The sequence below is a fragment of the Rhizocola hellebori genome (assembly GCF_016862955.1).
Classification (GTDB): domain Bacteria; phylum Actinomycetota; class Actinomycetes; order Mycobacteriales; family Micromonosporaceae; genus Rhizocola; species Rhizocola hellebori.
Window position 1 is genome coordinate 46,397 of the sequence record NZ_BONY01000016.1, and the last position, 26,628, is coordinate 73,024.

General features: G+C 65.5%; 21 protein-coding genes and 1 tRNA gene. 17 read left to right on the forward strand and 5 right to left on the reverse strand.

Annotated elements, in window-relative coordinates; all coding sequences use genetic code 11:
* Positions 1 to 16: 16 nt before the first annotated feature.
* From Rhe02_RS15285 to Rhe02_RS15305, 5 genes are all read left to right on the forward strand, one after another.
* Positions 17 to 799, forward strand: coding sequence for a mechanosensitive ion channel family protein (locus Rhe02_RS15285; RefSeq protein WP_203908883.1), 783 nt, complete (start codon positions 17 to 19; stop codon positions 797 to 799).
* 63 nt (positions 800 to 862) lie between these two features.
* Positions 863 to 2,287 (forward strand): pyruvate kinase, encoded by a 1,425-nt coding sequence (gene pyk / locus Rhe02_RS15290; RefSeq protein WP_203908884.1) that lies wholly within the window; start codon positions 863 to 865, stop codon positions 2,285 to 2,287.
* A 109-nt stretch (positions 2,288 to 2,396) separates the two neighbouring features.
* Positions 2,397 to 3,200, forward strand: a complete 804-nt coding sequence (locus Rhe02_RS15295; RefSeq protein ID WP_239123850.1) for an acyl-CoA thioesterase — start codon at positions 2,397 to 2,399, stop codon at positions 3,198 to 3,200.
* A 5-nt stretch (positions 3,201 to 3,205) separates the two neighbouring features.
* Entirely contained in the window at positions 3,206 to 4,135 is a 930-nt protein-coding gene (locus tag Rhe02_RS15300; RefSeq protein ID WP_203908885.1) for a threonine ammonia-lyase, read from the forward strand.
* A gap of 102 nt (positions 4,136 to 4,237) precedes the next feature.
* Positions 4,238 to 4,651, forward strand: a complete 414-nt coding sequence (locus Rhe02_RS15305; protein ID WP_203908886.1) for an RrF2 family transcriptional regulator — start codon at positions 4,238 to 4,240, stop codon at positions 4,649 to 4,651.
* On the opposite strand, the gene Rhe02_RS15310 is transcribed toward Rhe02_RS15305, so the two are convergent.
* The 4 genes from Rhe02_RS15310 to Rhe02_RS15325 all read right to left on the reverse strand — a co-directional run bounded on the left by Rhe02_RS15310 (position 4,628) and on the right by Rhe02_RS15325 (position 9,731).
* Positions 4,628 to 5,602, reverse strand: a complete 975-nt coding sequence (locus Rhe02_RS15310; protein WP_203908887.1) for a helix-turn-helix transcriptional regulator — start codon at positions 5,600 to 5,602, stop codon at positions 4,628 to 4,630. The two genes, Rhe02_RS15305 and Rhe02_RS15310, sit on opposite strands and share 24 nt — an antisense overlap.
* An 86-nt stretch (positions 5,603 to 5,688) precedes the next feature.
* Positions 5,689 to 8,784 (reverse strand): M14 family metallopeptidase, encoded by a 3,096-nt coding sequence (locus Rhe02_RS15315; protein ID WP_203908888.1) that lies wholly within the window; start codon positions 8,782 to 8,784, stop codon positions 5,689 to 5,691.
* A gap of 76 nt (positions 8,785 to 8,860) precedes the next feature.
* Positions 8,861 to 9,613: a transcriptional regulator gene (locus Rhe02_RS15320; RefSeq protein ID WP_203908889.1), complete on the reverse strand. Its 753-nt coding sequence runs from the start codon at positions 9,611 to 9,613 to the stop codon at positions 8,861 to 8,863.
* Between the two features lie 32 nt (positions 9,614 to 9,645).
* Positions 9,646 to 9,731: transfer RNA gene (locus Rhe02_RS15325), tRNA-Leu, on the reverse strand.
* A 108-nt stretch (positions 9,732 to 9,839) separates the two neighbouring features.
* Between Rhe02_RS15325 and Rhe02_RS15330 the strand changes: the two genes are divergently transcribed.
* The 8 genes from Rhe02_RS15330 (at position 9,840) to polA (ending at position 19,532) form a co-directional block, all read left to right on the forward strand.
* Positions 9,840 to 10,454 (forward strand): ANTAR domain-containing response regulator, encoded by a 615-nt coding sequence (locus tag Rhe02_RS15330; protein WP_203908890.1) that lies wholly within the window; start codon positions 9,840 to 9,842, stop codon positions 10,452 to 10,454.
* A gap of 176 nt (positions 10,455 to 10,630) precedes the next feature.
* Positions 10,631 to 11,788: a branched-chain amino acid ABC transporter substrate-binding protein gene (locus Rhe02_RS15335; RefSeq protein WP_203908891.1), complete on the forward strand. Its 1,158-nt coding sequence runs from the start codon at positions 10,631 to 10,633 to the stop codon at positions 11,786 to 11,788.
* Positions 11,789 to 11,891: 103 nt separating this feature from the next.
* A complete protein-coding gene (locus tag Rhe02_RS15340; protein ID WP_203908892.1) occupies positions 11,892 to 12,848 on the forward strand; it encodes a branched-chain amino acid ABC transporter permease in 957 nt (318 codons plus the stop codon).
* The gene (locus Rhe02_RS15345) at positions 12,845 to 14,005 is read left to right on the forward strand and encodes a branched-chain amino acid ABC transporter permease (RefSeq protein WP_203908893.1); all 1,161 of its coding nucleotides are present in this window, start codon (positions 12,845 to 12,847) and stop codon (positions 14,003 to 14,005) included. Before Rhe02_RS15340 ends, Rhe02_RS15345 begins: the two co-directional genes overlap by 4 nt.
* Positions 13,995 to 14,777 carry an ABC transporter ATP-binding protein gene (locus Rhe02_RS15350; RefSeq protein ID WP_203908894.1) on the forward strand — a complete coding sequence of 261 codons (783 nt, stop codon included), beginning with the start codon at positions 13,995 to 13,997 and terminating at the stop codon, positions 14,775 to 14,777. The genes Rhe02_RS15345 and Rhe02_RS15350 overlap by 11 nt, the downstream gene beginning before the upstream one ends.
* Entirely contained in the window at positions 14,767 to 15,477 is a 711-nt protein-coding gene (locus Rhe02_RS15355; RefSeq protein WP_203908895.1) for an ABC transporter ATP-binding protein, read from the forward strand. The genes Rhe02_RS15350 and Rhe02_RS15355 overlap by 11 nt, the downstream gene beginning before the upstream one ends.
* Positions 15,478 to 15,518: 41 nt before the next feature.
* On the forward strand, positions 15,519 to 16,835 hold the full coding sequence (locus tag Rhe02_RS15360) for an amino acid permease (protein ID WP_203908896.1): 1,317 nt from the start codon (positions 15,519 to 15,521) through the stop codon (positions 16,833 to 16,835).
* Between the two features lie 9 nt (positions 16,836 to 16,844).
* The gene (gene polA, locus Rhe02_RS15365) at positions 16,845 to 19,532 is read left to right on the forward strand and encodes a DNA polymerase I (RefSeq protein WP_203908897.1); all 2,688 of its coding nucleotides are present in this window, start codon (positions 16,845 to 16,847) and stop codon (positions 19,530 to 19,532) included.
* A 121-nt stretch (positions 19,533 to 19,653) separates the two neighbouring features.
* Here polA and Rhe02_RS15370 read toward each other — a convergent pair whose 3' ends face one another.
* Complete coding sequence (locus Rhe02_RS15370) at positions 19,654 to 20,751, reverse strand: nucleotidyltransferase family protein (protein WP_203908898.1); 1,098 nt, start codon at positions 20,749 to 20,751, stop codon at positions 19,654 to 19,656.
* A gap of 466 nt (positions 20,752 to 21,217) precedes the next feature.
* Here Rhe02_RS15370 and Rhe02_RS15375 point away from each other — a divergent pair, with 466 nt between their 5' ends.
* The 4 genes from Rhe02_RS15375 to Rhe02_RS15390 all read left to right on the forward strand — a co-directional run bounded on the left by Rhe02_RS15375 (position 21,218) and on the right by Rhe02_RS15390 (position 26,606).
* Positions 21,218 to 22,207, forward strand: coding sequence for an ArsR/SmtB family transcription factor (locus Rhe02_RS15375; RefSeq protein WP_203908899.1), 990 nt, complete (start codon positions 21,218 to 21,220; stop codon positions 22,205 to 22,207).
* 186 nt (positions 22,208 to 22,393) lie between these two features.
* The gene (locus Rhe02_RS15380) at positions 22,394 to 25,051 is read left to right on the forward strand and encodes a glycoside hydrolase family 3 N-terminal domain-containing protein (protein WP_239123837.1); all 2,658 of its coding nucleotides are present in this window, start codon (positions 22,394 to 22,396) and stop codon (positions 25,049 to 25,051) included.
* Between the two features lie 65 nt (positions 25,052 to 25,116).
* Positions 25,117 to 25,701: a TetR/AcrR family transcriptional regulator gene (locus Rhe02_RS15385; protein WP_203908995.1), complete on the forward strand. Its 585-nt coding sequence runs from the start codon at positions 25,117 to 25,119 to the stop codon at positions 25,699 to 25,701.
* A 59-nt stretch (positions 25,702 to 25,760) separates the two neighbouring features.
* On the forward strand, positions 25,761 to 26,606 hold the full coding sequence (locus Rhe02_RS15390; protein WP_239123838.1) for an alpha/beta fold hydrolase: 846 nt from the start codon (positions 25,761 to 25,763) through the stop codon (positions 26,604 to 26,606).
* Positions 26,607 to 26,628 lie beyond the last annotated feature (22 nt).

Below are 26,628 nucleotides of genomic sequence, written 5' to 3' on the forward strand. Positions count from 1 at the left end.
TCCGACAATGTGAGTTATGGACGAAACTTGGCAGAATATTCTCAACTCGCTGGGTGACTGGGTGCTCAAGGCGCTCGGCTTCCTGGCAATCCTGTTCATCGGGTGGATCATCTCCCGGTTCATCGGGCGGGTGGTGAACAAGGCCCTGGCCAAGGTGGGATTCAACCGGTTCGCCGAAAGAACCCATCTGCGTCGATGGACCGGCAGCTATGAGCCCAGCGAGCTGGTAGGCAAGATCGCCTATTACGCGGCGCTGCTGTTCACGTTCCAGATCGCGTTCAACGTGTTCGGGCCGAACCCGGTCAGCGACATCATCGACACGATCATCGCTTGGCTCCCGCGTCTGCTGGTGGCCGCAGTGATCATGGTGGTCACCATCGCGATCGCCAACGCGGTCTTCGACATCGTGCGCAATGCCCTGGCGCAGTTCAGCTACGGCAAGACCCTGGGCCGGATAGCCCAGGTGCTGATCATCGTGCTGGGCGCCATCGCCGCGCTCAACCAGATCGGCATCGCCACCACGGTCACCATGCCCGTGCTGATCGCCGCGCTGGCCACGGTGGCCGGTGTCATCATCGTCGGCGTCGGCGGCGGCATGATCAGGCCGATGCAGGAGCGCTGGGAACGCATGCTCAACAAGGCCGAATCGGAGGCGACGCGGGTCACCACCACGATGCGCGACAACACCATGAAGCCCGCGGGCGACGGCATCACCCAGCCCGGCTACAAGTCGGGTCGGGAAGCCGACCGTGACTTGAAAACGGCTGCGGAACGGGCAAGCGAGGAAACTCCCCGTTAACACGTGTGGTACTCGAGTCGCCCTCTTGCGGTCCAGGTCACATGACGGACTAGGCTTTCCGCCGTGACACGCCGAGCAAAAATCGTCTGCACACTGGGCCCAGCCACCTGGTCGCCGGAGCGCCTCCGTGGCCTCATCGACGCCGGGATGGACGTCGCCCGGATGAACTTCAGCCATGGCTCGCACGAAGACCACGAGCAGGCCTACCACCGCGTCCGCGAAGCTGCGGAGGCGACCGGTAAGGCGGTGGCGACTCTGGCGGACCTGCAGGGCCCGAAGATCCGGCTCGGCAAGTTCGCCGATGGACCGCACGAGTGGCGAACAGGTGACAGCGTCGTCATCACGAGCGAGGACATCCTAGGTACAGAAGACCGGGTCTCCTGTACCTACAAGAAGCTGCCCGACGAGGTGAAGGTCGGGGACAAACTGCTCATCGACGATGGCAAGGTGGCCGTCGAGGTGACCGGCGTTGCCGGACCTGACATTCGCTGTCTGGTCATCGAGGGCGGGCCGGTCTCCAACAACAAAGGCATCTCGCTGCCGAACGTGGCGATCAGCGTCCCGGCGCTGTCCGAAAAGGACAGTGACGACCTGCGTTTCGCGCTGCGGCTCGGGGTCGACCTGATCGCGTTGTCGTTCGTGCGCTCGCCCGACGACATCAAACTGGTGCACCAGATCATGCAGGAAGAGGGCGTCATCCGCCCGGTCATCGCGAAGATCGAGAAGCCGGAGGCGGTGGAGAACCTCGAAGCCATCGTCGACGCCTTCGACGCGCTGATGGTGGCCCGCGGCGACCTGGGCGTCGAGCTGCCGCTGGATCAGGTGCCGCTCTGGCAGAAGCGTGCTGTCCAGCTCGGGCGCGAGTACGCCAAGCCGGTGATCGTCGCCACCCAGATGCTCGACTCGATGATCGAGAATTCGCGCCCCACCCGCGCTGAGGCCTCGGATGTGGCCAACGCGGTGCTCGACGGCGCGGACGCGGTGATGCTTTCCGGTGAGACCAGTGTCGGCAAGTACCCGGTGCTCACGGTCAGCACCATGGCGAAGATCATCCAGACCACCGAGGCGGGTGGGCTCACCGTGCCGCGGCTGCAACACGATCCGCGTACCCGGGGTGGGGCACTGACCGTCGCCGCGTCGCAGATCGCCCGCGCGGTCGGCGCCAAGGCCCTGGTCGCCTTCACCGTCACCGGCGACACCGTGCGCCGGCTGTCCCGGCTGCACTGCGAGCTGCCCCTGCTGGCCTTCACCCCGGAACGAGCGGTGCGAGACCAGCTGGCCCTGTCCTGGGGTGTGGAAACCTTCTTCATGCCCTTCGTCCACCACACCGACGACATGTTCCGCCAGGTCGACGAGCGTCTGCTCAGCCTGGGCCGGGCCAGTGTCGGCGACTACGTCGTGGTGGTCGCGGGCAGCCCGCCCGGCACGGCTGGATCAACGAATACCCTGCGCGTACACCAATTGGGGTCGCTGACGATACCGTCATGAGGTGACCTCGCCGAGATTTCGCACCGAGCACGCCGCGGACGCCCCGATATCGGGCCAAGCGTCGGTGGATGCCCTGGTAGAGCTGCTGAACCTGTCCCAGGTCGACGAAATGCGGTTCACCGGGCAAAACCCGCCGCTAGGCCCGATGCGCGTCTACGGCGGGCAGGTAGCCGCGCAGGCTCTCGTCGCCGCCGGGCGCACGGTTGACCCCAAACGGCTGGTGCACTCGCTGCACGGCTATTTCGTGCGCGGCGGCGATCCGAGCGAGCCGATCGAGTACCACGTAGAAAACATCCGCGACGGGCGTTCGTTCTCGGTGCGCCGCTCGGTCGCCAAGCAGGGCGGCAAGACGATCTTCTTCATGTCCGCCTCGTTCCATCTGCAAGAGAAAGGGCTCGACCATCACGAGCCCGCGCCGGAGGGCCTGGCCGCGCCGGAGGAGGTGCCCACGCTCGGCGAGCTGATCCAGCACTACCCGGAACGGGTCGAGATCTGGAAGCAGATGCCGCGTCCGTTCGACGTGCGCTACCTCAACGCCCCGGGCTGGCTGCGCCCAGGCGACCGGGAAGCCGACAAGGCCAACCGGGTCTGGATGCGCATCGACGGCAAGCTGCCCGACGACCCGCTCCTGCACGCCTGCCTGCTCACCTACGCCTCCGACATGACCCTGCTCGATTCGGTGCTCTCGGTGCACGGCGAGGTGTGGGGACCGGGCGGGGTGATCGGGGCGAGCCTGGATCACGCGATCTGGTTCCATCGCCCGTTCCGGGCCGATGAGTGGTTCCTTTACGACTGCACCAGCCCGACCGCCGCGGGTGGCCGCGGGTTGGCCACGGGCCAAATGTTCACCCGCGACGGGCGGCACATCGCCACCGCGGTTCAAGAGGGACTCCTGCGGAGGGTGGGAGGTTGACAGCCATGGATCTGGTGACGTTGCGCGATGTTCAGGCCGCAGCCGTGCGGATAGAGCGGATCGCGATCCGTACCCCGCTGCTCCCGTTCGGCGAGGACTTCTGGCTCAAGCCGGAGAACCTGCAGCCGATCGGGGCGTTCAAAATCCGGGGCGCGGCAAACGCGATCGCAGCCCTGGAGCCCAGCGCTGTGATCACCCACTCCTCGGGCAACCACGGCCGGGCTCTGGCCTACGCGGCGGCGCGCCGCAAGATCCCGGTCACCGTGGTCATGCCCGACACCAGCCCGAAGGTCAAGGTGGACGCGATCGCCGCGCTCGGCGCCGAGATCGTCATGGTCCCCCCGCCGCAACGCCTCGAAGTGGCCGAGAAGCTGGCCGCGGAGAGGGGGGCCACCCTGATCCCGCCCTTCGACCACCCCGAGGTCATCGCGGGTCAGGGCACGATCGGGCTGGAAATCCTAGAAGACCTGGCCGAGCAGCCCGAAGCGGACGTAATCATCGTTCCGGTCGGCGGCGGCGGGCTCATCTCCGGAATCGCGGCCGCCGTGAAGGCTTTGCGCCCGGCCTGCCGCATCATCGGCGTCGAGCCGGAACTGGCCGCCGAATCGGCTGAGAGCCTGCAACGCGACCGGCTCATCAAATGGCCGACCGAGAAGACCTACCAGACCGTGGCCGACGGCGTGCGCACAGCGCCTTCCGCGTTGACCTTCGCGCACATGCGGGAGTACGTCGACGACATCATCACCGTGTCCGACGAGGAGATCCTCAAGGCGGTCGGAGTGCTGGCCACCCAAGCCCGCCTGGTCGTCGAGCCCAGCGGCGCCATCTCCGTGGCCGCCTACCTCTACCGGCGCGGCTTCCTGCCCGGAGGCCGGACGGCGGCCGTGATCTCAGGCGGAAACGTGGACCCCGAGCTGTTGCGAAGCTGTTTGTAATTCTTGCTCCTGCTGAAGCCGATGTCTTTCCTCGGGATCATGAGGCGATCGCTCGGTCCAGACCACCGGCGGCGGCACTGCGGTAGCGCTTAAGCTGAGCGCATGCGCCTGTCTGCTCGTGTCGACTATGCCCTCCGCGCTGTCATCGAGCTCGCCAAGGGCGGGGAAACCCCGGTGACCGCGGAGCGCATCGCCCGTGCCCAGGACATTCCGCCCAAGTTCTGCGAGAGCATCCTGCTGCAGCTGCGCCGAGGCGGAATCGTCTACGCCCAGCGGGGGCCGGAAGGCGGATACTGGCTGGCCAGGCCGACCCGGCAGATCTCCCTGCTGGAGATCATCGAGGTGATCGACGGCCCGCTCGGCTCGCCCCGCGCCCAGTCGGCGAGCAGCCTGCAACGGGTGTGGGCCGCGCTGGAGGAGGCCGAACGCCGCATCCTCACCGAGGTCACCGTCGCCCACGTGGTCAGCGGCGACCTGCCGGCCGCCGTCACCTCAGAGCTGGTAGCGCACGCCTAGCTCGCGAATCGCGTCCTTGATCATCTGCCGCAGCTCCTCGGGTTCCTCGACCACCGCCTCGGCCCCCAGGCGCAGCAGCTCGCCACGTGCGTGCTCGGTGCCCTCGATGGGAATCGTGGTGGTGACCCAGCCATCGCTGTCGGGCGGGCCCGCGTTCTCGGTCGCCTGCCGGGCCACAGCCTGGCCCATCAGGTCGTGCAGTCTGCGCAAACCCTTGGGGGACAGGCGAATGACCACCTTGCCCTGAATCCGGCGGGCTTCGAACTCGTCCAGATAGGACTGCCAATAGTCTTGCAGCACAAAGCCTTCCGGGCGGGTGAAGCCCTCCCCGAGCGGATGCAGCTCCAGGATCTCCGACACCCGATAGGTACGCGGCGTGCGGTCCGAAGCGGCGACCAGGTACCAGCGCCCGCCTTTGAGCACCACCCCATAGGGATCCAAGGTGCGGATCACCTCCCGCGGCGCCTCCCACCGCCTGTACCGGATCCGGATGCGGTGCTGCCCCCACACCGCTTCGGCCACCGCCATCAGATGCGGGACCTCGTCGGGATTCCTGTACCAGCCGGGGGCGTCAAGGTGGAAACGTTCCCTGATCCGCCCCGCGCGGTCACGCAGCTCGGCCGGAAGCGCGGCCAGCAACTTGAGCTGGGCCGCCGTCACCACCGCGCCCAGACCCAGCTCGGCGGCGGGGCCGGGCAGTCCGGTCAGGAACATCGACTCGGCCTCGTCGGCGGTCAGTCCCGTCAGCTGGGTCCTATATCCAGCCAGCAGCTGATATCCACCAGACCAGCCGGCATCTCCATAGAGCGGCACCCCGGCCGAGTGCAACGACTCGACGTCGCGATAGATGGTGCGCACCGAGACCTCAAGCTCCTCGGCCAGCTGTTGCGCCGTCATCCTGCCCCTGGTCTGCAACAGGAGCAGGATGGACAAAAGCCGGGCCGCCCGCATCCCCTGACAATAACTGTCGGGTGATTGGCTTGTGCGCAGGTGGTGTCGAGCGCGAAGCGTTCGACACCACCTGCTGCCGATTAAGTTCAGCTACCCAGCAGATGCCTCATCGCTCGCGCGACGAAGTCGTTGCGGGCAGCCGGATCCAGGCCTTCCAGGCCGAAGCCGGTGAAGACCGTGTCGCCGGTAACCACGACCGCGCCCTCCTCGAAGGCGGTCTCGCTGCGGGTGAACGACGGGCTGGCGCCGGAACCAGCCGGTGGACCGGCCACCGTCCAGCCGCCCAGGCCGTCCTCGAAGGACGTCTGCGCCACGGTGGCCCCATTGACGGTCACCGTCGTGTCGTCGATGAACACGCCCAGCCCCTGGGTGCTCCAGTCGGAGGCGTAGGTGATGGCGAGCTCGACCTGCTTGCCGGCGAACCCGGACAGATCCACCGCCCACTCCTGCCAGCCGCCGGAAGGCCCGCTGGCCGCATTCCAGACACCCGTCGTCCCGGTGGGGGAGCAGTCGGCGCCCTGGTAGTGGTTGAGCTGCGGATGCAGATCGCGCCACCCGCCGGCACAACTGTCACCCGTCCCGGAAGCGGTGTGGCCGTTGGCATCCGGCAACGTCGTCCAGGTGTCAGTGCCCACCTCGTGCGCCTCGACGAACAGGTAGTCCCAGTCCGGCTCGGTGTCGTAGGAGGTGAAGAACTTCAGCTGGGCCGTGGTCGCCGACGTGAGGTCGACCGTCCTGGTGAGCCGCTTGTAGGACACGTCATTGCGTCCGCTGTAGACATACCAGTCGCCGGTGTTCGGATCGAACGGCGCGCCGCCCGGCCGCAGCCAGTCCACCGTCGCCGAACCACCGAACTGCGGGAACTTCGCCGGTGGCAGGAAGCTCGACGTGGACAGGAAAGCCGCGCTGTGGCCCTGGTTCTCCGCCGAGCCGGCCGCGTTGGGCTGACCCGCGAAACCGGTGAACGGCCCCGCGTTGCCGGTCAGCGGATAGATCTCGCCTTCCGGGGTGGTGCCGCCGTCACTGACATAGGTGTAGGCGCCCAGCCAGTACTGCAGGAAATCGTCGAGCAGCGGAATACACGGATACGCGTTGGGCGTCGTGCACTCCGGCGGAGCGAACGGGTTGAAGGTGTAACCGTTGGCGGACTGAGCAAACAGCGCATATTGGCCGCCCACGAGGAGCTTGCCGCCCTCGTTGAGGTAATCGCGAACCGACACCTCTATATCGAGCGCCGCTTTGGCCGCTGTCCCGGGGACCTGACCCGGCGAGCGCAGGATGATGTCATCGCCGGTCTCCCACACCACCGCCTTGTAGTGCGACAGCACCCCAAGATGGTGCGGCGCCTTACGCCCCTGCGCGTCGAAGTCATAGACGTCGCTGGAATAGCCGGCCGCCGTCAGCGAAGCAGCCACCTCATCGGCATATTTAGCGTTTAGTACCCCTTGCGCCGGGCTGATTCCGGTCACGTCCTCGGCCGCCAGGATCAGCACCTGCCCGCCGATATCAGAAGCCACCGTATAGGTGAAGTGCGAGCTGGCCGCGCGCCCGGCGAACGGGCGCAGACCCTCGAACCAGACCTCGACCCGGTCACCCGGCCGCGCCCCGGTCACCTTGCCCCGCACCTCGGCGAAGTAACGGTTGTTGTCCTTGCCGTACCGTTCCCCGCCCGCCCACGGCGACGTGGCCGAAGTGCGCTCCGGGCCGCCGTTGATGCGGTAATGCGCGCGCACATTGATCAGAGAACGCCGCGCCGTCGCCGCGACCACCTGCGTCGAGCCGTGCGAAACCTCGAACGCGTCCACCTTGAAGTCGGGGGTGGACTTGCCCACCACCGACACCGGGTTGGCCGGGTCGCCGGCCGACTTGGCCGTGGCCAGAGCCAACGGCAGGTTCTTGCGGAACTCCTGCTCGATGAGCTTCTCGTCGTCGGGGAAGTTGAAACCGCTGGCGCAGTCTTCCGGAAGCCACTGATCATTGGGGTCGATGGCCGAAGCCGTCTGGCACGTCGACATCTCCGGGGTCAGCGCTTTGATCCCGTAGCGCTCCGACAGGTGCTCGGTCGTCTCACCGTTGGTGGTGTACAGCTCCGCCGACACATCCGGGTCATAGCCCGGCACCGCCGGGTGCGCGTCGTCACCGAGCAGCGCCTCGAACAGCACATCGTCGGGCGAGTCGGTGCTCACCTGGTACCCGACACCATAGAGCAGCAATTCGGCCGCGGAGTGATAGTTGATCGCGAACTCGAACCGGACCCGCCGCGCCAGCGCGTCGACCGCCCGGGTCTCCGGCTCGGAAGCCGGAGCGGTGCCCCGATAGGTGTCGTTCGCCGGATCCGGCGAAGAACCCTCATCGTCGTAGCCCCAGAAGGTCGGGTAGTTGCGGTTCGGGTCGACCCCATCGCCGCTGCCGATCTGACCGTCGCCGTCGTTGTCGCGCAAGTTCTTACGCCACAAGCGGTTGTCCGCCGTGAACGTGAAGTCGTAGCCGTCCGGGTTGGCCACCGGCAGGAACCACAGCTCCCTCGTCTGCAGCAGCCGGGTGATCTCTGGATCCGTCCGGTACCCGTTGAGAACCTCGTGCATCAAGCGCCGCACCATCTCCGGAGTGATCCACTCCCGGGCGTGCTGGGTTCCCATGTAGAGCACCGCAGGCTTGAGCCCGTCGGGCAGCCAGCGCGCCAGATGCGACACCTTGACCGCGTAGATCGGCTGACCCTGAACCGAACGCCCCACCGTCACCAGCTTGGCGATGCTCGGATGATCAGCCGCCGCCTTCACCAGCTCGTCGCGAATCCCGCCCGGCTCGCTATAGGAACGGAAGACAGTCGGACCCGCGGCGACCTGGCGGTTGAGCGCCTGGCTCGCCGGAGCGCCCCGCACCTGCTTGACCGTCAGGGTGATGCCGGCCTTCGCCAGCGCCTTCGCCTGACGCGCGCTGAGGATGGCCTCCACCTCGACCTTGCCGTCCTTGGCCGGGCTGCTCAGCACGTCCTCGAAGTCCAGACCGAGCCGCCTGAACGCGGCCATCTGCTCCACCTGAACCTGGCCGACGTACACCTCGGGGCTGTCCGGGCCCCGATTGGAGCCCACTTGCGGCGCCCGCGCCTGCACCGGCGCCGTGAGTACCAGCGCCGCCACAAGGCTCAGCGCGCCACCCAGTGCGACACGTCTTTTGAACATGTTGCCCCCTCTATCTGCGACGATTCCCCTTGGAGCATTGACACAGCCTGGATGAATGTCAATCAACCGATCTACTTCAGCGTTTCGCGCCGACCCAACCGTCCAAAGTGGAAACTGCCTCGCGTTTGGCCACTGACAGTGAATTGCGCCGATTCCTCCGCCACGCAACGCCCAGCCGATCGAGCGCGTCACCGCAAATACCTAAAATTTCAGATGATTCGTTGTAGAAGAAGTAGCGCGGGTACCTATATACCTGCCCCTTCACCGTCACCCTGTTGACGACCCGGGTTCCATCCGAATGAAACAGTCCGCGGACAAGCCGCCCGGCGTGCGCCTCCGCAATCTGTCGCTGCCACTGCTCGAGCACGATCGTCCGCGAGTGCTTCCTGCCCGGCCCCGCCTGAGGAAACAGGCACGGCCAATGCTTGGAAACAGCCTGCACGTAGGTGCAGCCGTCCCGGGACACGCGCTGCACGGACTTGGCGACCAGGCTTCGCATCGCCTCTTCGCACTCGTCCATGATCCCCGGATAGGCATTGGCGCAGGCGATCCGCAGCACCGGCACTCGCGGACTAAGGGCCAGATATCCGTCGCCGAGATATTGACCTAGTAAATAGGCGTAACGCTGCGCGTCTGCGGGATGCCGTGGGGGATCGGCGCATCGAGGGCACTCACCACGGTAATCATGAAATGAGTCAGGCGTTCGAGTGATGGAACACCAGTAACGGATGCAGTGGTAGGGCACGCTCAGCTTTCGTGCGACGGCCCGTAACGCCATCCCTTGTCCATGCAGCTCTCGCGCCTGCGCCCGCAGGACGATCGGGTACATGGGGAGATCTTCGAACGTGAGTACGACATTTTTGGTGCCGGAGGCGGGACTTGAACCCGCACGCCCTTTCGGACAATGCCTTTTGAGAGCATCGTGTCTGCCATTCCACCACTCCGGCCCGGCAAGCCCACCAGGCGTCATTTTGGACCACCCGGCAAGCCCCGCACACTCTACCCGACTAGGCTGCCGGGTAGGCAACGACGTTCTGGTTAGGGGTTGTGGTTCGGTGACCGAGGTGCAGGCGGGCACGACACGCAAGAGGGTGCTGATCGCGGAGGATGAGGCGCTGATCAGGCTCGACCTTGCCGAAATGCTCGGTGAGGAGGGTTACGACGTTGTCGGGGAGGCCGGCGACGGCGAGACCGCGGTGAAGTTGGCGGAGGAGCTGCGGCCTGATCTCTGCATCCTGGACATCAAGATGCCGATCATGGACGGGCTGGCGGCGGCGGAGAAGATCGCGGGTTCGCGGATCGCGCCGGTGATCATATTGACCGCGTTCAGCCAGCGTGACCTGGTGGAGCGGGCGCGGGCGGCGGGGGCGATGGCTTATCTGGTCAAGCCGTTCCAGCAGACCGACCTGGTCCCGGCGATTGAGATCGCGATGTCCCGTTTCGCTGAGGTGGCCGCGCTGGAGGCCGAGGTCGCGGGGCTGACCGATCGGCTGGAGACGCGCAAGGCGGTTGAGCGCGCCAAGGGGGCGCTGATGACCCAGTACGGCATGACCGAGCCGCAGTCGTTCAAGTGGATCCAAAGGACCGCGATGGACCACCGCTTGACTATGCGTGAGGTAGCCGAACGGATTATTCAGGAAGCTTCGGATGCGGAGAGTAACGAAACCTGATCTCATCAGCTACGTAACGTTTGTGTCAACGCCACGCCGAAGGTCTTACCACTTGGGCTCGAAGTGGGATAACGTCCCCGGCCAGACCGAGACAACGGTCTGGTCCGGGCTGTTTCCCGCAAGAGCCAATCGGCTCGGGGTGGCTCCGGATCCCCGGATGGAGGAGGGCTCTAGCCTTGAGGCAGCGGTTTACGCGTGTGCTCGGGGGCGTCGCGCTTGTCGCGCTCGTCGCCGCCGGTGCAGCGGCATGTAAGAAAGAAGAGACACCAGCTAACTCGGCCGCGTGCGACCTGAAGATCGGCTTCTTCGGCGCCATCACCGGTGCTGACGCCGGTCTTGTCACCCCGATCAAGCAGGGTGCTGACCTCGCGGTGGCGCAATACAACGAGAAGAACCCCAACTGCAAGGTGACGGTTGCGCCGTTCGACTCGCAGGGCGCTCCCACCAACGCCAGTGGTCTGGCTAAGAGCGCCGTGGCTGACACGAAGATCGTCGCGATGATCGGCCCCGCCTTCTCGGGCGAGTCCGAGGTTGCCAACCCGATTTTCGAAGAGGCTGGCCTGGCGGGAATCACCCCGTCTGCCACCCGTCCGAGCCTCAGCAGCGCAGGCCTGAAGATCTTCCACCGCGGTGTCGGTAACGACGACGCGCAGGGCCCGGCTGCCGCTCGGTACATCAAGGACGTCATCAAGTCCACCAAGGTTTTCGTGGTGGACGACCAGTCCGCTTACGGTGCCGGCCTCGCCGACAAGGTGAAGTCGACCCTGGGCACCGCGGTCATCAAGTCGACCAAGGTCACCGACAACCAGCAGGACTTCTCGGCCGTGGTCAGCGATGTCAAGACCTCGGGCGCCGACGTGCTCTTCTACGGTGGTTACACCGAGGAGGCCGCGCCGTTCCTGAAGCAGCTCCGCGCTGGCGGTTACACCGGCAAGTTCATGGGTGGCGACGGCATCAACGACGCCAACATGATTTCGGTTCCGGGTGCCACCACCGCTGAGGGTGTTCTGGCGACCTGCCCGTGTGCTCCGGCCACCGCGGCCAAGGGCACCTTCGTGGCCGACTTCAAGAAGGCTTACGGCAACGACCCCGGTGTCTACGCTGACGTGGCTTACGACGTGGCGAACATCTACCTGGAGGCCATCAAGGCTGGCAAGTCCAGCCGCGCTGACATCCTTTCGTTCCTGCAGAGCTACAACAAGGCCGGTTCGGCTTCGGGTGTCACCTACAAGTGGGACGCCAAGGGCGAGCTTGCTCCCGACCAGGTCAAGGTCTACGTGTTCGAGGTCAAGGGTGGGGCTTGGAACCCGCTGGCTGAGGCCCCGCGCGGCTGACGCAAGACCTAGGACACAGTCCTAACTGGATAGACAGTGCCGGTGCGGCCGGGAACCATTCCCGGCCGCATCGTCTTGATTGCAATCCAATCGGGAGCGCCCGTTGAACTTTGATGATCTATTTCGTGGGTTCGAGGAACTCACGATCACCGGCCTGGCTCAAGGCTCGGTGTACGCCCTTGTGGCGCTCGGTTACACGCTTGTCTACGGCGTGCTGCGGCTGATCAACTTCGCCCACTCCGAAGTCTTCATGTTCGGTACCTTCGCCGCGGTCTGGATCTGGGGCGTGATGGGTTTCGACGCCGACAGCTCGCGGCCCGCGGTTTGGCTGGCCCTGTTGCTGATCCTGGTGGCGATGGTCTTCGCGGCGCTGGTGTCCGGAGGCGTGGCGATGCTGGTTGAAGTCAGCGCCTATCGGCCGCTTCGAAAACGTAACGCGCCCCCGCTGGCGTTCCTCATCACCGCGATCGGCGCCTCCTTCGTGCTGCTGGAGTTCATGGCACTCCCGTTCATGAGTGACCGGCGCCAGATAGGCATGCCCCCCATGCTGCCGACCGCCCCGATCATTTCGGTGGGCGGCTGGGAAGTGAATCCGCTGCAACTCATGACCATCGTGGTCGCGCTGGTGATGATGTTCAGCCTCGACTGGTTCGTGAACAAGACCAAGTTCGGCCGCGGCATCCGGGCCGTGGCGCAGGACGCCAACACCGCGGCCTTGATGGGCGTGAACAAGAGCCGCGTCATCCTCCTGGTCTTCCTTCTGGGCGGGCTCATGGCCGGTGTGGCCGCCGTGCTGGCGAGCATGCGCACCGGTTACACCCGCTTCAACATCGGCTTTTTCCTGGGCATCAAGGCGTTCTCCGCGGCGGTGCTGGGCGGCATCGGCAACCTGCGCGGCGCGCTGCTCGGTGGTTTGCTGCTGGGTTTGATTGAGAACTACGGCGCGGCCCTGTTCGGGACAGAATGGAAAGACGCGATCTCCTTCCTGGTCTTGGTGGCGCTGCTGATGTTCCGCCCGACCGGTCTACTGGGTGAGTCGCTGGGAAGGGCACGGGCATGACGAGCGCACAGAATTGGTGGAAGCGCACCAGCAATACCGTCGGCAGCGCCTGGCGGGGTATGCCCAAGTGGGTGCGGATTCTCGCGACGCTTCTGTTCGTCGCGTTCCTTTACATCCTTCCGAACAAAGAGTTCTACGAGTACCTGAACATCCCCGGTGTCTGGATTCCGCTCTACACCACGGGTGTCGAGTTCCCATCCGCGTTGTTCTTCGCCACCTGGATGATTCTGCTGACGCTCGGCCTGAACATCGTGTGTGGCTACGCCGGTCTGCTCGACCTCGGGTTCTTCGGGTTCTTCGCGGTCGGCGCCTACACCGTGGCGTTGTTGACGTCGCCGGACAGCAAGCTGATCACCGAGTACCACTGGCTGGAAAGCCCGTGGCCATGGCTGGTCACCGTGCCGATCGCGGTGTCGCTGGCGCTGCTTTCCGGTGTGCTGCTGGGTTGGCCGACCCTGCGGTTGCGCGGCGACTATCTGGCGATCGTCACGCTCGGCTTCGCCGAGGTGATCCGGATCATCGCGCGGAACCAGGACTGGATCCTCAACGGCGACCGGGGCATCACGCGGGTGGGTCATCCGCCGGGCAAGTGGTCGGACGGAAAGGCCATCTTCGGCATCCTCGACACGCGGCCGTACTACTGGCTGGGCCTGACGCTGATCATCCTCGTGATCTTCGTTTCTCGTAACCTCGTGCGCAGCCGGGTCGGCCGGGCCTGGATCGCCATTCGCGAGGACGAGGACGCTGCCGAGCTGATGGGCGTGCCGACGTTCAAGTTCAAGCTGTGGGCCTTCGCCATGGGCGCGTCGATCGGCGGGCTTTCCGGAACGCTGTGGGCCGGGCAGAACTCGTTCGTCAACTCCAGCACGTTCAGCCTGGAGAATTCGATCCTCGTGCTGGCGGCTCTGCTGCTGGGGGGCGCCGGCAGCATCGGCGGCGCGATCCTGGGTGGCTTCCTCGTGGTGTATGTCCCAGAGTGGCTGCGCTCGCTTCCCTTCCTGCCCGAGAGCATCGACGTCAACAAGTACCGCTATCTGGTTTTCGGCATCATCCTCGTGGTGATGATGATCTTCAAGCCGGGTGGTATCTGGCCGAACCGTCGCCGGGTCGAGGAGTACAAGGACAGGGCGAAGGAGGTGGCCGTCGGTGTCGTCTGAGAAGAAAGCGCTGCTGGAGGTCAAGAACGTCACGCTTCGCTTCGGCGGCGTGGTGGCGCTCGACAAGGTCGACTTCACCCTGTACGAAGGCGAGATCCTGGGCTTGATCGGCCCCAACGGGGCGGGCAAAACCACCTGCTTCAATGCGATGACCGGGGTTTACCGGCCGACCGAGGGGGAGATCCTCTTCGACGGCCAGACCCTGAGCGACAAGAAGCGCTACAAGATCACCAAGATGGGCCTGGCGCGCACGTTCCAGAACATCCGGCTCTTCCCTGAGATGACCGCGATGGAGAACGTGGCGGTGGGCGCGGACGCGCACCACAAGACCAGCATTCCGAGCGCCTTGCTGCGGCTGCCGCGGCACTGGAAGGAGGAGCGGGACGGTCGCGAGTTCGGCCAGCATCTGCTGGACTTCGTCGGGATCACGGCCCGCTCCGACGAGCTGGCCCGCAACCTGCCCTACGGCGACCAGCGCCGGCTCGAAATCGCTCGGGCGCTGGCCACCCGGCCCAAGCTGCTCTGCCTGGATGAGCCGGCCGCCGGCTTCAACCCGGCCGAGAAGCAGTCGCTGCTGGACCTGATCCGCAAGATCCGTGACACCGGCGTCACCGTGCTGCTCATCGAGCACGACATGCGCCTGGTGATGGGCGTGACCGACCGGATCGTGGTGCTGGAGTTCGGCCGGAAGATCGCAGACGGTCTGCCCGCCGAGGTGCGGGACAACCCGAAGGTGATCGGCGCTTATCTGGGGGTACCCGATGCTGCTTGAGATCGACAACATCACGTTGCTCTACGGGCGCATCCAGGCCTTGCACGGCATCAGCATGCAGGTCGAGCAGGGCGAGATCGTGGCGCTGATCGGCGCCAACGGTGCGGGCAAGTCGACGACCATGCGCGCGATCTCCGGTCTGCGCCCGATCGCCTCGGGCCGGATCATGTTCGAGGGCGAGGACATCAGCAATGTTCGGGCCGATCTGCGGGTGATCCGGGGGATCAGCCAGTCACCGGAGGGCCGGGGCGTTTTCCCGGGCATGACGGTGCGGGAGAACCTGGACATGGGCGCCTACACGCGTAAGGATTCGGCCGCGATAGCGCAGGACCTTGATCGCGTGATGGACCTGTTCCCACGGCTCAAGGAGCGGGAGCGGCAGCAGGGCGGCACGCTTTCCGGTGGCGAGCAGCAGATGCTGGCCGTGGGCCGGGCGTTGATGAGCCGGCCGAAGCTGCTTCTGCTCGACGAGCCGTCGATGGGTCTGGCCCCGATGCTGATCCAGCAGATCTTCACGATCATCACTGAGATCAACCAGCAGGGCACGACGGTGCTTGTGGTGGAGCAGAACGCGCAGCAGGCCCTCTCCCGGGCCCATCGCGCTTACGTTCTGGAGACGGGCAACATCGTCAAGTCCGGCACGGGTCCTGACCTGCTGCACGATCCAGCGGTGAAGGCAGCCTATCTGGGCGTTGCGTAACACTGCACGTTATCTATCCCCCATATGGGACTATGTCCGATGTGGGGGATAGATCGCGTTTAGGGCTGCCGGCGGCCACTGCCCTCGTCCTGGGCACCATCATCGGCACCGGCGTGTTCACCCTGCCGGCAGCATTGGCGCCCTTCGGCACGATCAGCCTGGTGGCGCTCGTCGCGGTCACAGTCGGGGCGGTGGCCCTGGCGCTGGTGTTCGCCCGGCTCGTGGCGCGCGACCCGAACACCGGCGGCCCCTACGTCTACACCCGCGACGCCTTCGGCGAGTTCGCCGGTTTCCTGGCCGCCTGGTCCTACTGGATCTCGGGCTGGGCCGGAAACGCCGCTATCGCCGTGGCGTGGGTGGGCTACGTCGATGTCTTCATCCCTGTGCTGGATCACGTCTGGAGCGCCGTCCTGACCACCATCGTGGGGCTGTGGCTGCCCGCGCTGGTCAACCTCAGCGGCCTGCGCAACGTCGGCGGCTTCCAGGTGGTCGGCACCGTGCTGAAGTTCGTGCCGTTGCTGTTCATCGGTGTCGTCGGCCTGTTCTTCATCGACGGGGCCAACTTCGGGCCGTTCAACGCGACCGGCGGCAGCGTGTGGGCGGCCTTCTCCGCCGCCGGAGCCGTACTCCTTTTCAGCTACATCGGTGTGGAGTCGGCCTCGATCGCGGCGGGCGCGGTGCGCGACCCGGCCCGCAACGTCGGCCGGGCCACCGTCACCGGAACGCTGGCCGCGGCGGTGGTCTATTTCCTTGGCACCATTGCGGTTTTCGGCACCGTGGGCACGACCGCGCTCAAGGATTCCACGGCGCCTTTCGCCGACGCGATGAACGCGATGTTCGGCGGCTCGCTGGGCGGCAAGCTGATGGCTGCGGCAGCCGTGATCTCGGGCTTCACCGCGCTTGTCGGCTGGACCCTGGTCACCGCGGAGATGTCGCTCGCCGCGGCCCGCGACAGGGTGTTTCCCGCCTGGTTCGGCTTGCAGCGCCGCGATGTGCCGTGGCTCGGGGTGATCGTCGCCGCGCTGCTGGCCTCGCTGCTGACGATCGCCAACTTCACCGAGGGGCTGACCGCCACGTTCACCGCGATCGCCCTGCTGACCGGGTTCACGGTGACCATCCCGTACCTGTTCTCGGCCGCGGCTCAGCTTTACTGGCTGCTGCGTGAGGGACGCCGGCCGGGGCGGCCGTTCGACTTCGTGGTGGCCCTGCTCGCACTGGCGTTCTCCTACTGGATGATCATCGGTGGCGGCGAGACGACGGTCTTCGAAGGTTTGCTTATGCTGCTGGCCGGCGTACCGGTTTATGTGTGGATGAAAGCCCGCAGGTCCGGCGCGGAGAATGTCGGAGGCAGGGCATAAGCTTCCCGAGTGACCGAGACTCTGCTCCTGCTCGACGGCCACTCTCTGGCTTACCGGGCGTTCTTCGCCCTCCCGGTAGAAAACTTCTCGACTTCCACCGGCCAGCCGACCAACGCCGTCTACGGTTTCACCTCGATGCTGATCAACGTGTTGCGCGATGAGCGGCCCAGCAACATTGCGGTCGCCTTCGACGTCTCGCGCAGATCGTTCCGCACGGAGCAGTACGCGGAGTACAAAGCGGGTCGCAACGAGACGCCGACCGACTTCAAGGGGCAGGTGAGCCTGGTCCAGGAGGTGCTCGACGCGTTGCGGGTGCGCCACGTGCAGGTCGAAGGCTTCGAGGCCGACGACATCATCGCCACCATGACCCGCCAGGCCACCGAGGCGGGCCTTAAGGTGATCATCTGTAGCGGTGACCGCGACGCCATGCAGCTGGTGACCGACGACGTGACTCTGCTCTACCCCGTGCGCGGGGTCTCCGAGATGTTCCGCATGACGCCCGCCGCGGTGACCGAGAAATACGGCGTGCCGCCCGCGCGCTACCGCGATCTGGCGGCTCTGGTGGGCGAGTCGAGCGACAATTTGCCGGGCGTGCCGGGGGTGGGGCCGAAGACCGCGGCCAAGTGGATCGCTCAATACGAGGGGCTCGACGGCGTCATCGCCAATGCCGACAAGATAAAAGGCAAGGTCGGCGACAGCCTGCGCGAGCACCTGGCCGGGGTCATGCGCAACCATCAGCTCAACCGGCTGGTCGATGACATGGCGGTGCCCCTGCCGATCGACGAAACCCGTTGGCCCGGTTGGGATCGCGAGGCGGTGCACCGGGTCTTCGACACGCTTCAGTTCCGGGTGCTGCGCGATCGGCTCTACGACTATCTGGAGGGTCAGCGCCCCGAGGCCGATGCCGGCTTCGACGTCGATGGCCAGATCTTCACCGAGCCGGGCGCCGTGGCCGCGTGGCTGGAAGCCAATTCCGCCACCATGGTGGGCGTCGCCATCGCGGGCCGGTTCGGGCGTGGCACCGGCGAGATCACCGGCATGGCCCTGGCAAGCGGCGAGCAGGCGGCCTGCTGGTTCGATCCGTCGGCATTGGACAGTGCCGACGAGCTCGCGGTGGCCACCTGGCTCGCCGATCCCCAGCGCCCCAAGGTGATCCATGATGCCAAGCCCGCCATGTGGGCTTTCGCCGAGCGCGGGTGGCAGCTGGAAGGGCTGGCGAGCGACACGGCTCTGGCGGCCTATCTGGCCCGGCCCGACCAGCGCAGCTACGACCTGGCCGATTTGGCGCTGCGCTACCTGCACCGCGAGCTGCGCACCGAGCCGAGCGCGGCCGCCGAAAACGGCCAGCTCGCCCTCGACTTCGGTGACAGCAAACCCGACACCGCCGTCGAAGAGGGGTTGATGCTGCGGGCCAGGGCGACACTCGACCTGGTCGACGCGCTGGCGGCCGAGCTGGACAAGGCGGGGGAGCACGGCGGAAACCGGTTGCTCGCCGAGCTTGAGCTGCCGCTGGCCCGGGTGCTGGCCGACATGGAACGCACCGGCATCGCCGCCGATACCGACTACCTCTCCGAGCTGGAGTCGTTCTTCGCCGGCGAGGTGAAGGCGGCGGCCCAGGCGGCGTATTCGATCGTCGGGCGCGAGTTCAACCTGGGCTCACCCAAGCAGCTGCAGGAGATCCTCTTCGAGGAGCGCAAGCTGCCCAAGACGAAGCGGATCAAAACCGGTTACACCACCGACGCCGATTCGCTGCAGAGCCTGTTCGTGCAGACCGGCGATCCCGTGCTGGAGCACCTGTTGCGCCACCGCGATGTGGCCAAGCTCAAGTCCACTGTGGACGGTCTGCTCAAGTCGGTCAGCGACGACGGGCGCATTCACACCACCTTCTACCAGACGGTCGCCGCGACCGGCCGGCTCTCGAGCACCGACCCCAACCTGCAGAACGTGCCGATCCGCACCGAGGAGGGCCGCCGCATCCGGCGTGCCTTCGTCGTCGGGCCCGGCTGCGAGTCGCTGATGACGGCCGACTACAGCCAGATCGAGATGCGCATCATGGCGCACCTCTCGGAAGACGCCGGCCTGATCGAGGCGTTCGCTTCCGGTGAAGACCTGCATTCCACCATTGCTGCCAAGGTTTTCGACACCGAGAAGGTGAGCGCCGACCAGCGCCGCAAGATCAAGGCGATGTCCTACGGTCTGGCCTACGGCCTTTCCTCCTATGGGCTTTCGCAGCAGCTGACCATCTCCACCGCCGAAGCCAGCAGCCTGATGGAAGACTATTTCGCCCGCTTCGGCGGGGTGCGCGACTACCTGCGCGCGGTGGTCGACCAGGCCCGCCGCGACGAGTTCACCCAGACCGTGCTGGGCCGGCGGCGTTACCTGCCCGACCTCAACAGCGACAACCGCCAGCGCCGCGAGATGGCCGAGCGGATGGCGCTCAACGCCCCCATCCAAGGCTCGGCGGCCGACATCATCAAGGTGGCGATGCTGCGCGTCGACAAGGCGATCCGGGAGGCGAAGCTCAAGTCGCGCATGCTGTTGCAGGTGCACGATGAGCTCGTGTTCGAGGTGGCGTCGGGCGAGCGCGAGCAGCTCGAGCAGCTGGTGCGCGACCAGATGGGCCACGCCCACGAGCTGACCGTCGCGCTGGAGGTCTCCATCGGCACCGGTCGCGATTGGAACGCCGCAGAGCATTAACTACCAAGACATTTCGCCGGTCCGTCGGGGGCGCTGTCCGAGCGCTCCCGCCGCACCGGTCGGGCCTCGGCGGCCCTTCCCTGCCAGGTCCGTGCCGCGTGGGCTTCGGGCGCCCGTCGACTCAGGCCCTGTGTATCGTGAGGTTGGGCCATGTCTGAGCCCAATTCTTCTTCTCAATGCGCGCGTTATAGGTCGACGCGTCAAAGCCGGGCGTTGGCCGAACAACCAAATTGAAAAGATCTTCAAGGCCGTAGGGTGCAAGTACTTCGAGACTGCCGTCGACGCTCCTCACTGCGACTGCTGTTGCGGTATCCGTGAAACGGCGCAAAGCATCTTCCAGAGATGGCGGCGGCGTGGGCAGCCACGGATCCCTCATTTCGGCCTGGTTCTTTAAGGACCAGTCGATATTGGGTGCATTAGTTCGAAGCAGCCTTAAAACGCTGTCGTGAGAATCTACTTTGCTATCTCTGTCGAAGTACACTACATCGATGTCATCCAAGGGCGTCGAGACTCGATATCCGTGCAGATGATCCCATACCGCATTGCGAATAAATCCACCGGTGATCCACAGGTTGTTTCCAGCGGTCTCTACAACATGCAGTAGCTCCAACCTATCGTGGCTCAGCCTGAGAATTTCAATGAGACGGCCCCTATTGTCAGTGGTTGTATTGGGCCCCCCGTTGTCCATAAGAGTCTGATTGATAGCGGCACTGCTCCTTCTCTTGGCGGCATAGTCCTTTTTGCTGCGAAGAAACTCCTTGTCTGTACTTGGCGGGAGTGACGAGGTCATGCCCTTGTATCGTTCGCGTATTTTCTCGAGGTCAGCTGTCGTCAGGCAGACCAGCCCTGCATCAGCCAGTTCTACTGTGTCCTCTGCGTCCCTGATAAATGCGGTCAGGCTGTGAATAGCGCGATGGTGTTCGGCCGCTCGTTCAGGAAGCCTGTAGATCAGGTTGGCGATGGTAGCAATTAGCACCACGAGCACCAATGTGTTGTAAGATAATTCGACGGCTTGTTCCGAAACGTTCCACAGTCCCTTTAGCTGATTGTGGATTTTGTCAAAGCCGAGGAAAGCGAAGAATGCCGTTGCGGCTGCCGCGATCATTGTTGCTAATGTGATCAATCGTTGACGCCGCTCACACTTAAAAGCTTTGTTGCTGTGAATCTGGCGCAGTATTTCAGAATGCCTTCTAAGCTTGTCTATGCGCACGATGATCACGCGCTCAGTGTGGCCAGCCATAGCAGTAAAGAGTAGCGCCCTCAGAACTCATCTGCGCGCGCCGTAGCTCACTGTGGAGGAGTGGACTCTCGGCCGAATCACAACCAGCGGCACCCCCTGTGCGGCGCAAGATGCTTGATGGAATATGGGCAGAGGTGCGCCAGCTGAGGTGCCCGCTGGAAGGCGACGCGTTACAACCGGAAGGTGGCCCTCGATTTCCACAGGGGAAGAGCCGAATGTTTCCGCCGCACCGGTCAGACTGCGTTGGCATTCCTGTCAGGTCCGTGCCTGTCAGGTCCGTGCTTCCCGCTGCAGCCATCTCGGGGGTCGCCTTGCCACTGGTCGGGCCTTGACGGCACTTCCGGCCTTTCCCTGCGGCGCTGTCGGAGGCTGTGGGCAGCACTGTCCATTCAGGACTGATACCCTCGGGGCGGGATGAGATCGATGACCCTGGGGGGAGGGCGCGGTGCTGCGGATCCATTTTTCGCTGGCCGACCTCGCCCGGCTGCGCTTGGCGTCGCAGCCGGATCCGCTGTGGGAGCTGGTTTTGAGCATGCACGTTCTGCATGAGCCCTCTGAAAGCCCGTGGCTGGGGCCGTGGCGGCAGCAGATGATCCGGCGGCTGCGCGCTGGTGGGGCGTTCCGCCAAGACATGGTGCTGCCGTTGGCCCTCAACCCTCACACCGGATACTTTCCCGACTTTCTCACGCCGCTGGAAAGTGCCGAAGGCTTCGATGCCGGTCTGGATGCCGTGCTTTCCACCCCGAAAGCCCGGCTGGCCATGGAGGTTGAGCAGCTGGCCGGCCGCGCCTCCCGGGCGGCCGGATTGCTCGATGGGATAAGGGAAGGCGTGCCGTGCGAGCTGCGCCGGCTCGAAAGCGCGTTGCGCCGCTACCACGAGCTGGCGCTGGCCCCGATCTGGGGAAGAATCATGATTTCCTTTGGGGCCGAAAGGGCTGAACGAGCGCGGGTCCTGGCCGACGCCGGGCCCGAGGCGATGCTGGCCAGCTTGCAACCCATGTGCCGCTATCGCGACGGGGTGTTGGAGCTTCCACACTTCCGGACCACACGCGATGTGTATCTGGACGGGCGAGGGCTCGTGCTGATCCCGTCCTACTTCAAACAGCAGCACACGTTGATGGCCCTGGCCGACTCCGGCCTCCCACAGGTTCTGGTCTGCCCGCTCGACAACAGAATCCGGATCGAGGCGGAGAGCCGCCGGGAGCCGCTGGTCGCCTTGCTCGGCCGGGTCCGCACCGAGGTGCTGGAGCTGGCCTCATCTCCCATGTCCGTTTCGCAGATCGCCGGTCGGCTGGGCATCACCGCATCGGCGGCGAGCAAGCATCTGCGGGTGCTCAGCGATGCCGGTCTGGTCATCCGCCGCCGCGACCGCAATCGGGTCCATCACACGCTGTCGACGCTGGGCCAGTCACTGCTGACCGGGCGGCTGGGCTGAAGGCAGTCGCCTGTCACCAGCCCAGCCGTGCGGGGTTAACACCAGGACGCTTCGCGACAACGTGCTTTCCGTACCCGAAAAAGATGCTGGCAGAGCAGCGACGTTTACAAATACGTGGCTACTTCGATATGTTTTCGGGCACAACAAAATGGCCGCTCCCCATTTTTACGTCCCTAAGGAATCGCCATGATCCGATCAGGATGGCGCATCAGTCTTTTCACGGCATTGACCGTGGCCATGGCCAGCGTTGGCTTTGTTCCGGCCACCGCTGCCGCCCTTCCCTACCAAGACCCGTCCCTGCCGGTCGCGACCCGGGTCGCCGATCTGCTGCCGCGCATGACCCTCGACGAGAAGCTCGGCCAGATGACCCAGGCCGAACGCGCCGCGGTCAGCAACGCCGACATCACCAACTTCCGGCTCGGGTCGCTGCTGTCCGGCGGTGGCTCGGCGCCTTCACCCAACAACGCCACCTCGTGGGCGAACATGTACGACAACTTCCAGAACGCGGCCCTGGCCACCCCGCTTGGCATCCCGATGGTCTACGGCGTGGACGCGGTACACGGTCACAACAACGTGATCGGCGCGACCATCTTCCCGCACAACATCGGCTTGGGCGCCACCCGCGACCAGGCGCTGGTGCAAAGCATCGGCCGCGCGGTGGCCGAGGAGGTTTCGGGCACCGGGATCGACTGGGACTTCGCGCCCTGCCTGTGCGTGGCGCGCAACGATCGCTGGGGCCGCACCTATGAGTCGTTCGGGGAGAAGCCGGAGCTGCCCACGCAGATGGCTTCGATCATCACGGGCCTGCAGGGCTCCGCGCTCAACGGCCCGGCCTCGGTCATGGCTACCGCCAAGCACTATGTCGGCGACGGCGGCACGACCAACGGCACCGACCAGGGCAACACCCAGCTCACCGAGGCGGAGCTGCGCGCCATCCACCTTCCGCCGTTCCAGGAGGCGGTCCGGCGCAACGTCGGCTCCGTGATGATCTCCTACAGTTCGTGGAACGGCGTGAAGCTGCACGGCCAGCAGTTCCTGATCACGACTGTCCTCAAGGGAGAGCTGGGTTTCTCCGGCTTTGTCGTCTCCGACTGGAACGGCATCGACCAGATCGACGGCGCGGCCGGTTTCACCGCAACCGAGGTGCGCACAGCCGTCAACGCGGGCATCGACATGGTGATGGTGCCCAATGATTGGCGCAACTTCATCTCGCTGCTGCGCACCGAGGTCCAGGCGGGCCGGGTCACCATGGCCCGCATCGACGACGCCAACCGGCGCATCCTGACCAAGAAGTTCGAGCTTGGGCTTTTCGAACGTCCGCTGACCGACCGCACCTACACCTCGACCGTGGGCAACGCGGCCCACCGCAGCCTGGCCCGCCAGGCCGTGCAGAAGTCGCAGGTGCTGCTGAAGAACGCGGGCAACGTGCTGCCGCTGGCCACCGCCAACAACCGCATCTTCGTGGCGGGCAAGAGCGCGGACAACATCGGCAATCAAAGCGGCGGCTGGACCGTCTCGTGGCAGGGCGGCAGCGGCAACGTCACGCCCGGAACCTCGATCCTGCAAGGCATCCGCAACACGGTCGCGGCCTCGACGGTGGTCACCTACAACCAGAGCGGCGCGGGCATCGACAGCAGTTACCGGGCCGCCATCGCGGTGGTCGGCGAGACGCCCTACGCCGAGGGCGCCGGCGACCGGCCCGGGGCGATGGGGCTGGACACCGCGGATCTGAACACCATCAACACTTTGCGGGCCTCCGGGGTGCCCGTCATCGTCGTTCTGGTATCCGGGCGCCCGCTGGACATCGCGTCGCAGCTGCCCAACTGGAACGCGCTGATGGCGGCGTGGCTGCCCGGCACTGAGGGGCAAGGCGTGGCCGATGTGCTGTTCAACGTGGCAGCGCCGACCGGCAAGCTGCCGATGACGTGGATGTCCAGTGCGAGCCAGCAGCCGATCAACGACGGCGACGGCAAGGCCCCGCTTTTCGCCTATGGGTTCGGGCTTTCCTATGGCACGACCCAGCCTCCGCCGAGCGCGTTCAGCCAGATCCAGGCTGAGAGCTACACGACGCAGTCGGGCACGCAGCTGGAGACCACCACCGACACCGGCGGCGGGCAGGACGTCGGGCATATCGCGCCGGGCGACAACCTCGCCTACAACCTTGCCTTCGGCTCCACCTCACCGGCCACCGTGGTGACCCGGATAGCTTCTGGCGCAACGGTTAGCGGCACGATCCAGTACAGGCTGGACAGCACGACAGGCCCGATCATCGCCAGCGTTCCGGTGAGCAGCACGGGCGGCTGGCAGAACTGGATCTCGGCCACCACCACCCTGTCGGGTTCAGCGACCGGCGACCATCTGGTCTACCTCACCTTCACCGGTACCGGTGGCGACTTCGTCAATATCAACTGGCTGCAGTTCCAGGCTGGTTCAGGCATGCCGAACGCCTACAACGTGCGGCAGGCGGAGTCGTTCAGCTCGCAGTCGGGCATCCAGACCGAGACCACCACCGACACCGGTGGCGGGCAGAACATCGGCTGGATCGCGCCCGGCGACTGGGCCGCATACTCCAATGTGGACTTCGGGATCCCGACGGCGCTGTCGGTGCTGACCCGGATCGCTTCTGGCGCAACGGCTACCGGCACGATCCAGTACCGGCTGGACAGCACCACCGGGCCTATCATCGCCAGTGTCGCGGTGAACAACACCGGCGGCTGGCAGGCATGGACCACGGCCACCACCAACCTGTCCGGCTCGGCCACCGGCGTTCACACCGTCTATCTGACCTTCACCGGATCCGGTGGCGATTTCGCCAACATCAACTGGTTCCAGTTCCAGCGCTGAGCACCGATAGCACGATCGTGCGGTTGGCCTTGCGCCGACAGCACGATCGTGCTTATTCTGGTCGCGTGAGCAAAGGTGCGTCGACCCGGCAGGCCGTGCTCGACCAGGCCGTCGAGGTGGCCAGCCGGGTAGGGCTGGCCGGGCTGACCATCGGCTCGCTCGCCAATCAGGTGGAGCTGTCCAAGAGCGGGCTCTTCGCGCACTTCAAGTCCAAGGAGCAGCTGCAGATTCAGGTGCTGCAGCACGCTCGGGAGAGTTTCACCGACCAGGTGGTGCGTCCGGCGGTGGCCGCCCAACGTGGCGAGCCCAGGCTGCGCACGCTTTTCGAGCGCTGGCTGGTCATGGCGCGTGAGTCGGCGCCCGGCTGCCTGTTCGTCTCCGCCGCCACCGAGTTCGACGACCAGCCCGGTTCTGTGCGTGACCAGCTCGTGCGCGACCACAAGGATCTGATGGAGTCGATCGCGCAGATGTTCCGCGCCGCGGTCAGCGAAGGCCAGCTCAGCGAGCAGGCCGATCCCGAGCAGTTCGCCCACGACCTTTATGCCGTCATGCTGGGTTATTTCCATGCCCTGCGCCTCATTCAGGACCCGGCCGCGGAACGGCGGACCCGGCGTGCCTTCGAAAACCTGCTGAGCCAAGCGAAAAGCTGACCCTTTGATCCTCAGGAGTGACCGTCATGGCCTTCGAAAAAAGCACGATCGTTCGTTCTATGAACCTTCTTTTCTGGGTACTGGAAAGAGCCGCCCCAAAACCAGGAGCAGTTCTCGCAGAACGTCTCTGGTGCACGATCCCGGGCAGCGCCAAGCTGGCCGCCGCCGATCCGGGGGAGCGCTTCACGGTGCGCGTCAACGGTGTCCACGTCGTGGCCGAGGCGTGGGGCGACGGCCCCGCGGTCTATCTCATGCACGGCTGGGGCGGCAGCCGCCGTCAGCTCGACCCGTTCGTGGCCCCGCTGGTGGCGGCCGGGCATCGCGTCATCTCCCTTGACGCGCCAAGCCATGGCGAGTCCGGGCCGGGCACGTTCGGCCCGCGGCGCGGCCTGCTCACCGAGTTCAGCGAGGCGCTCGCGGCCACGGTGGCGGTGGCCGGCCCGGCGCACGGCCTGATCGCCCATTCGCTGGGCGGCACCGCAGCGGCCATCGCGATGCTCGACGGCCTGCCGGTCGGGCAGGCGGTGCTCATTTCCGCGATGGGCGATCCGGCGCCCTACACCGTGGAGTTCGCGCGCTGGCTGGGTTTCGGTGAGCGGATCCGGTCGGGTTTCCTGCGCCGGCTGGAGAAACGGGTGGGCCGAGCGTTCGGCGACTTCGACGTCTTGAGCCGGGCGCGTGAGACCGAGGTGACACCGTTGCCGCCGCTGCTGGTCGTGCACGACCGCAAGGATCGCGAGGTGCACTATCGCGATGGCCAGGAGCTGGCGATGGCCTGGCCCAGCGCCGAGCTGCTGTCCACTGTCGGGTTAGGACACCGCCGCATCCTCAGCGACCCCGAGGTGATCACGCGAGCGGTAAATCACGTCGCCGCTATGGCAAGTTCGTCCGGGACTCCGAGATGACCACGCAGGCGGTGAACCGCGT

Bases quoted from the DNA above. Each gene is read 5' to 3' on its own strand.
- Rhe02_RS15285 (WP_203908883.1), top strand. From the start codon at position 17: ATGGACGAAACTTGGCAGAATATTCTCAACTCGCTGGGTGACTGGGTG.
- Rhe02_RS15295 (WP_239123850.1), top strand. From the start codon at position 2,397: ATGCGGTTCACCGGGCAAAACCCGCCGCTAGGCCCGATGCGCGTCTAC.
- Rhe02_RS15300 (WP_203908885.1), top strand. From the start codon at position 3,206: ATGGATCTGGTGACGTTGCGCGATGTTCAGGCCGCAGCCGTGCGGATA.
- Rhe02_RS15305 (WP_203908886.1), top strand. From the start codon at position 4,238: ATGCGCCTGTCTGCTCGTGTCGACTATGCCCTCCGCGCTGTCATCGAG.
- Rhe02_RS15310 (WP_203908887.1), bottom strand. From the start codon at position 5,602: ATGCGGGCGGCCCGGCTTTTGTCCATCCTGCTCCTGTTGCAGACCAGG.
- Rhe02_RS15315 (WP_203908888.1), bottom strand. From the start codon at position 8,784: ATGTTCAAAAGACGTGTCGCACTGGGTGGCGCGCTGAGCCTTGTGGCG.
- Rhe02_RS15320 (WP_203908889.1), bottom strand. From the start codon at position 9,613: ATGTACCCGATCGTCCTGCGGGCGCAGGCGCGAGAGCTGCATGGACAA.
- Rhe02_RS15345 (WP_203908893.1), top strand. From the start codon at position 12,845: ATGACGAGCGCACAGAATTGGTGGAAGCGCACCAGCAATACCGTCGGC.
- Rhe02_RS15355 (WP_203908895.1), top strand. From the start codon at position 14,767: ATGCTGCTTGAGATCGACAACATCACGTTGCTCTACGGGCGCATCCAG.
- Rhe02_RS15380 (WP_239123837.1), top strand. From the start codon at position 22,394: ATGATCCGATCAGGATGGCGCATCAGTCTTTTCACGGCATTGACCGTG.
- Rhe02_RS15390 (WP_239123838.1), top strand. From the start codon at position 25,761: ATGAACCTTCTTTTCTGGGTACTGGAAAGAGCCGCCCCAAAACCAGGA.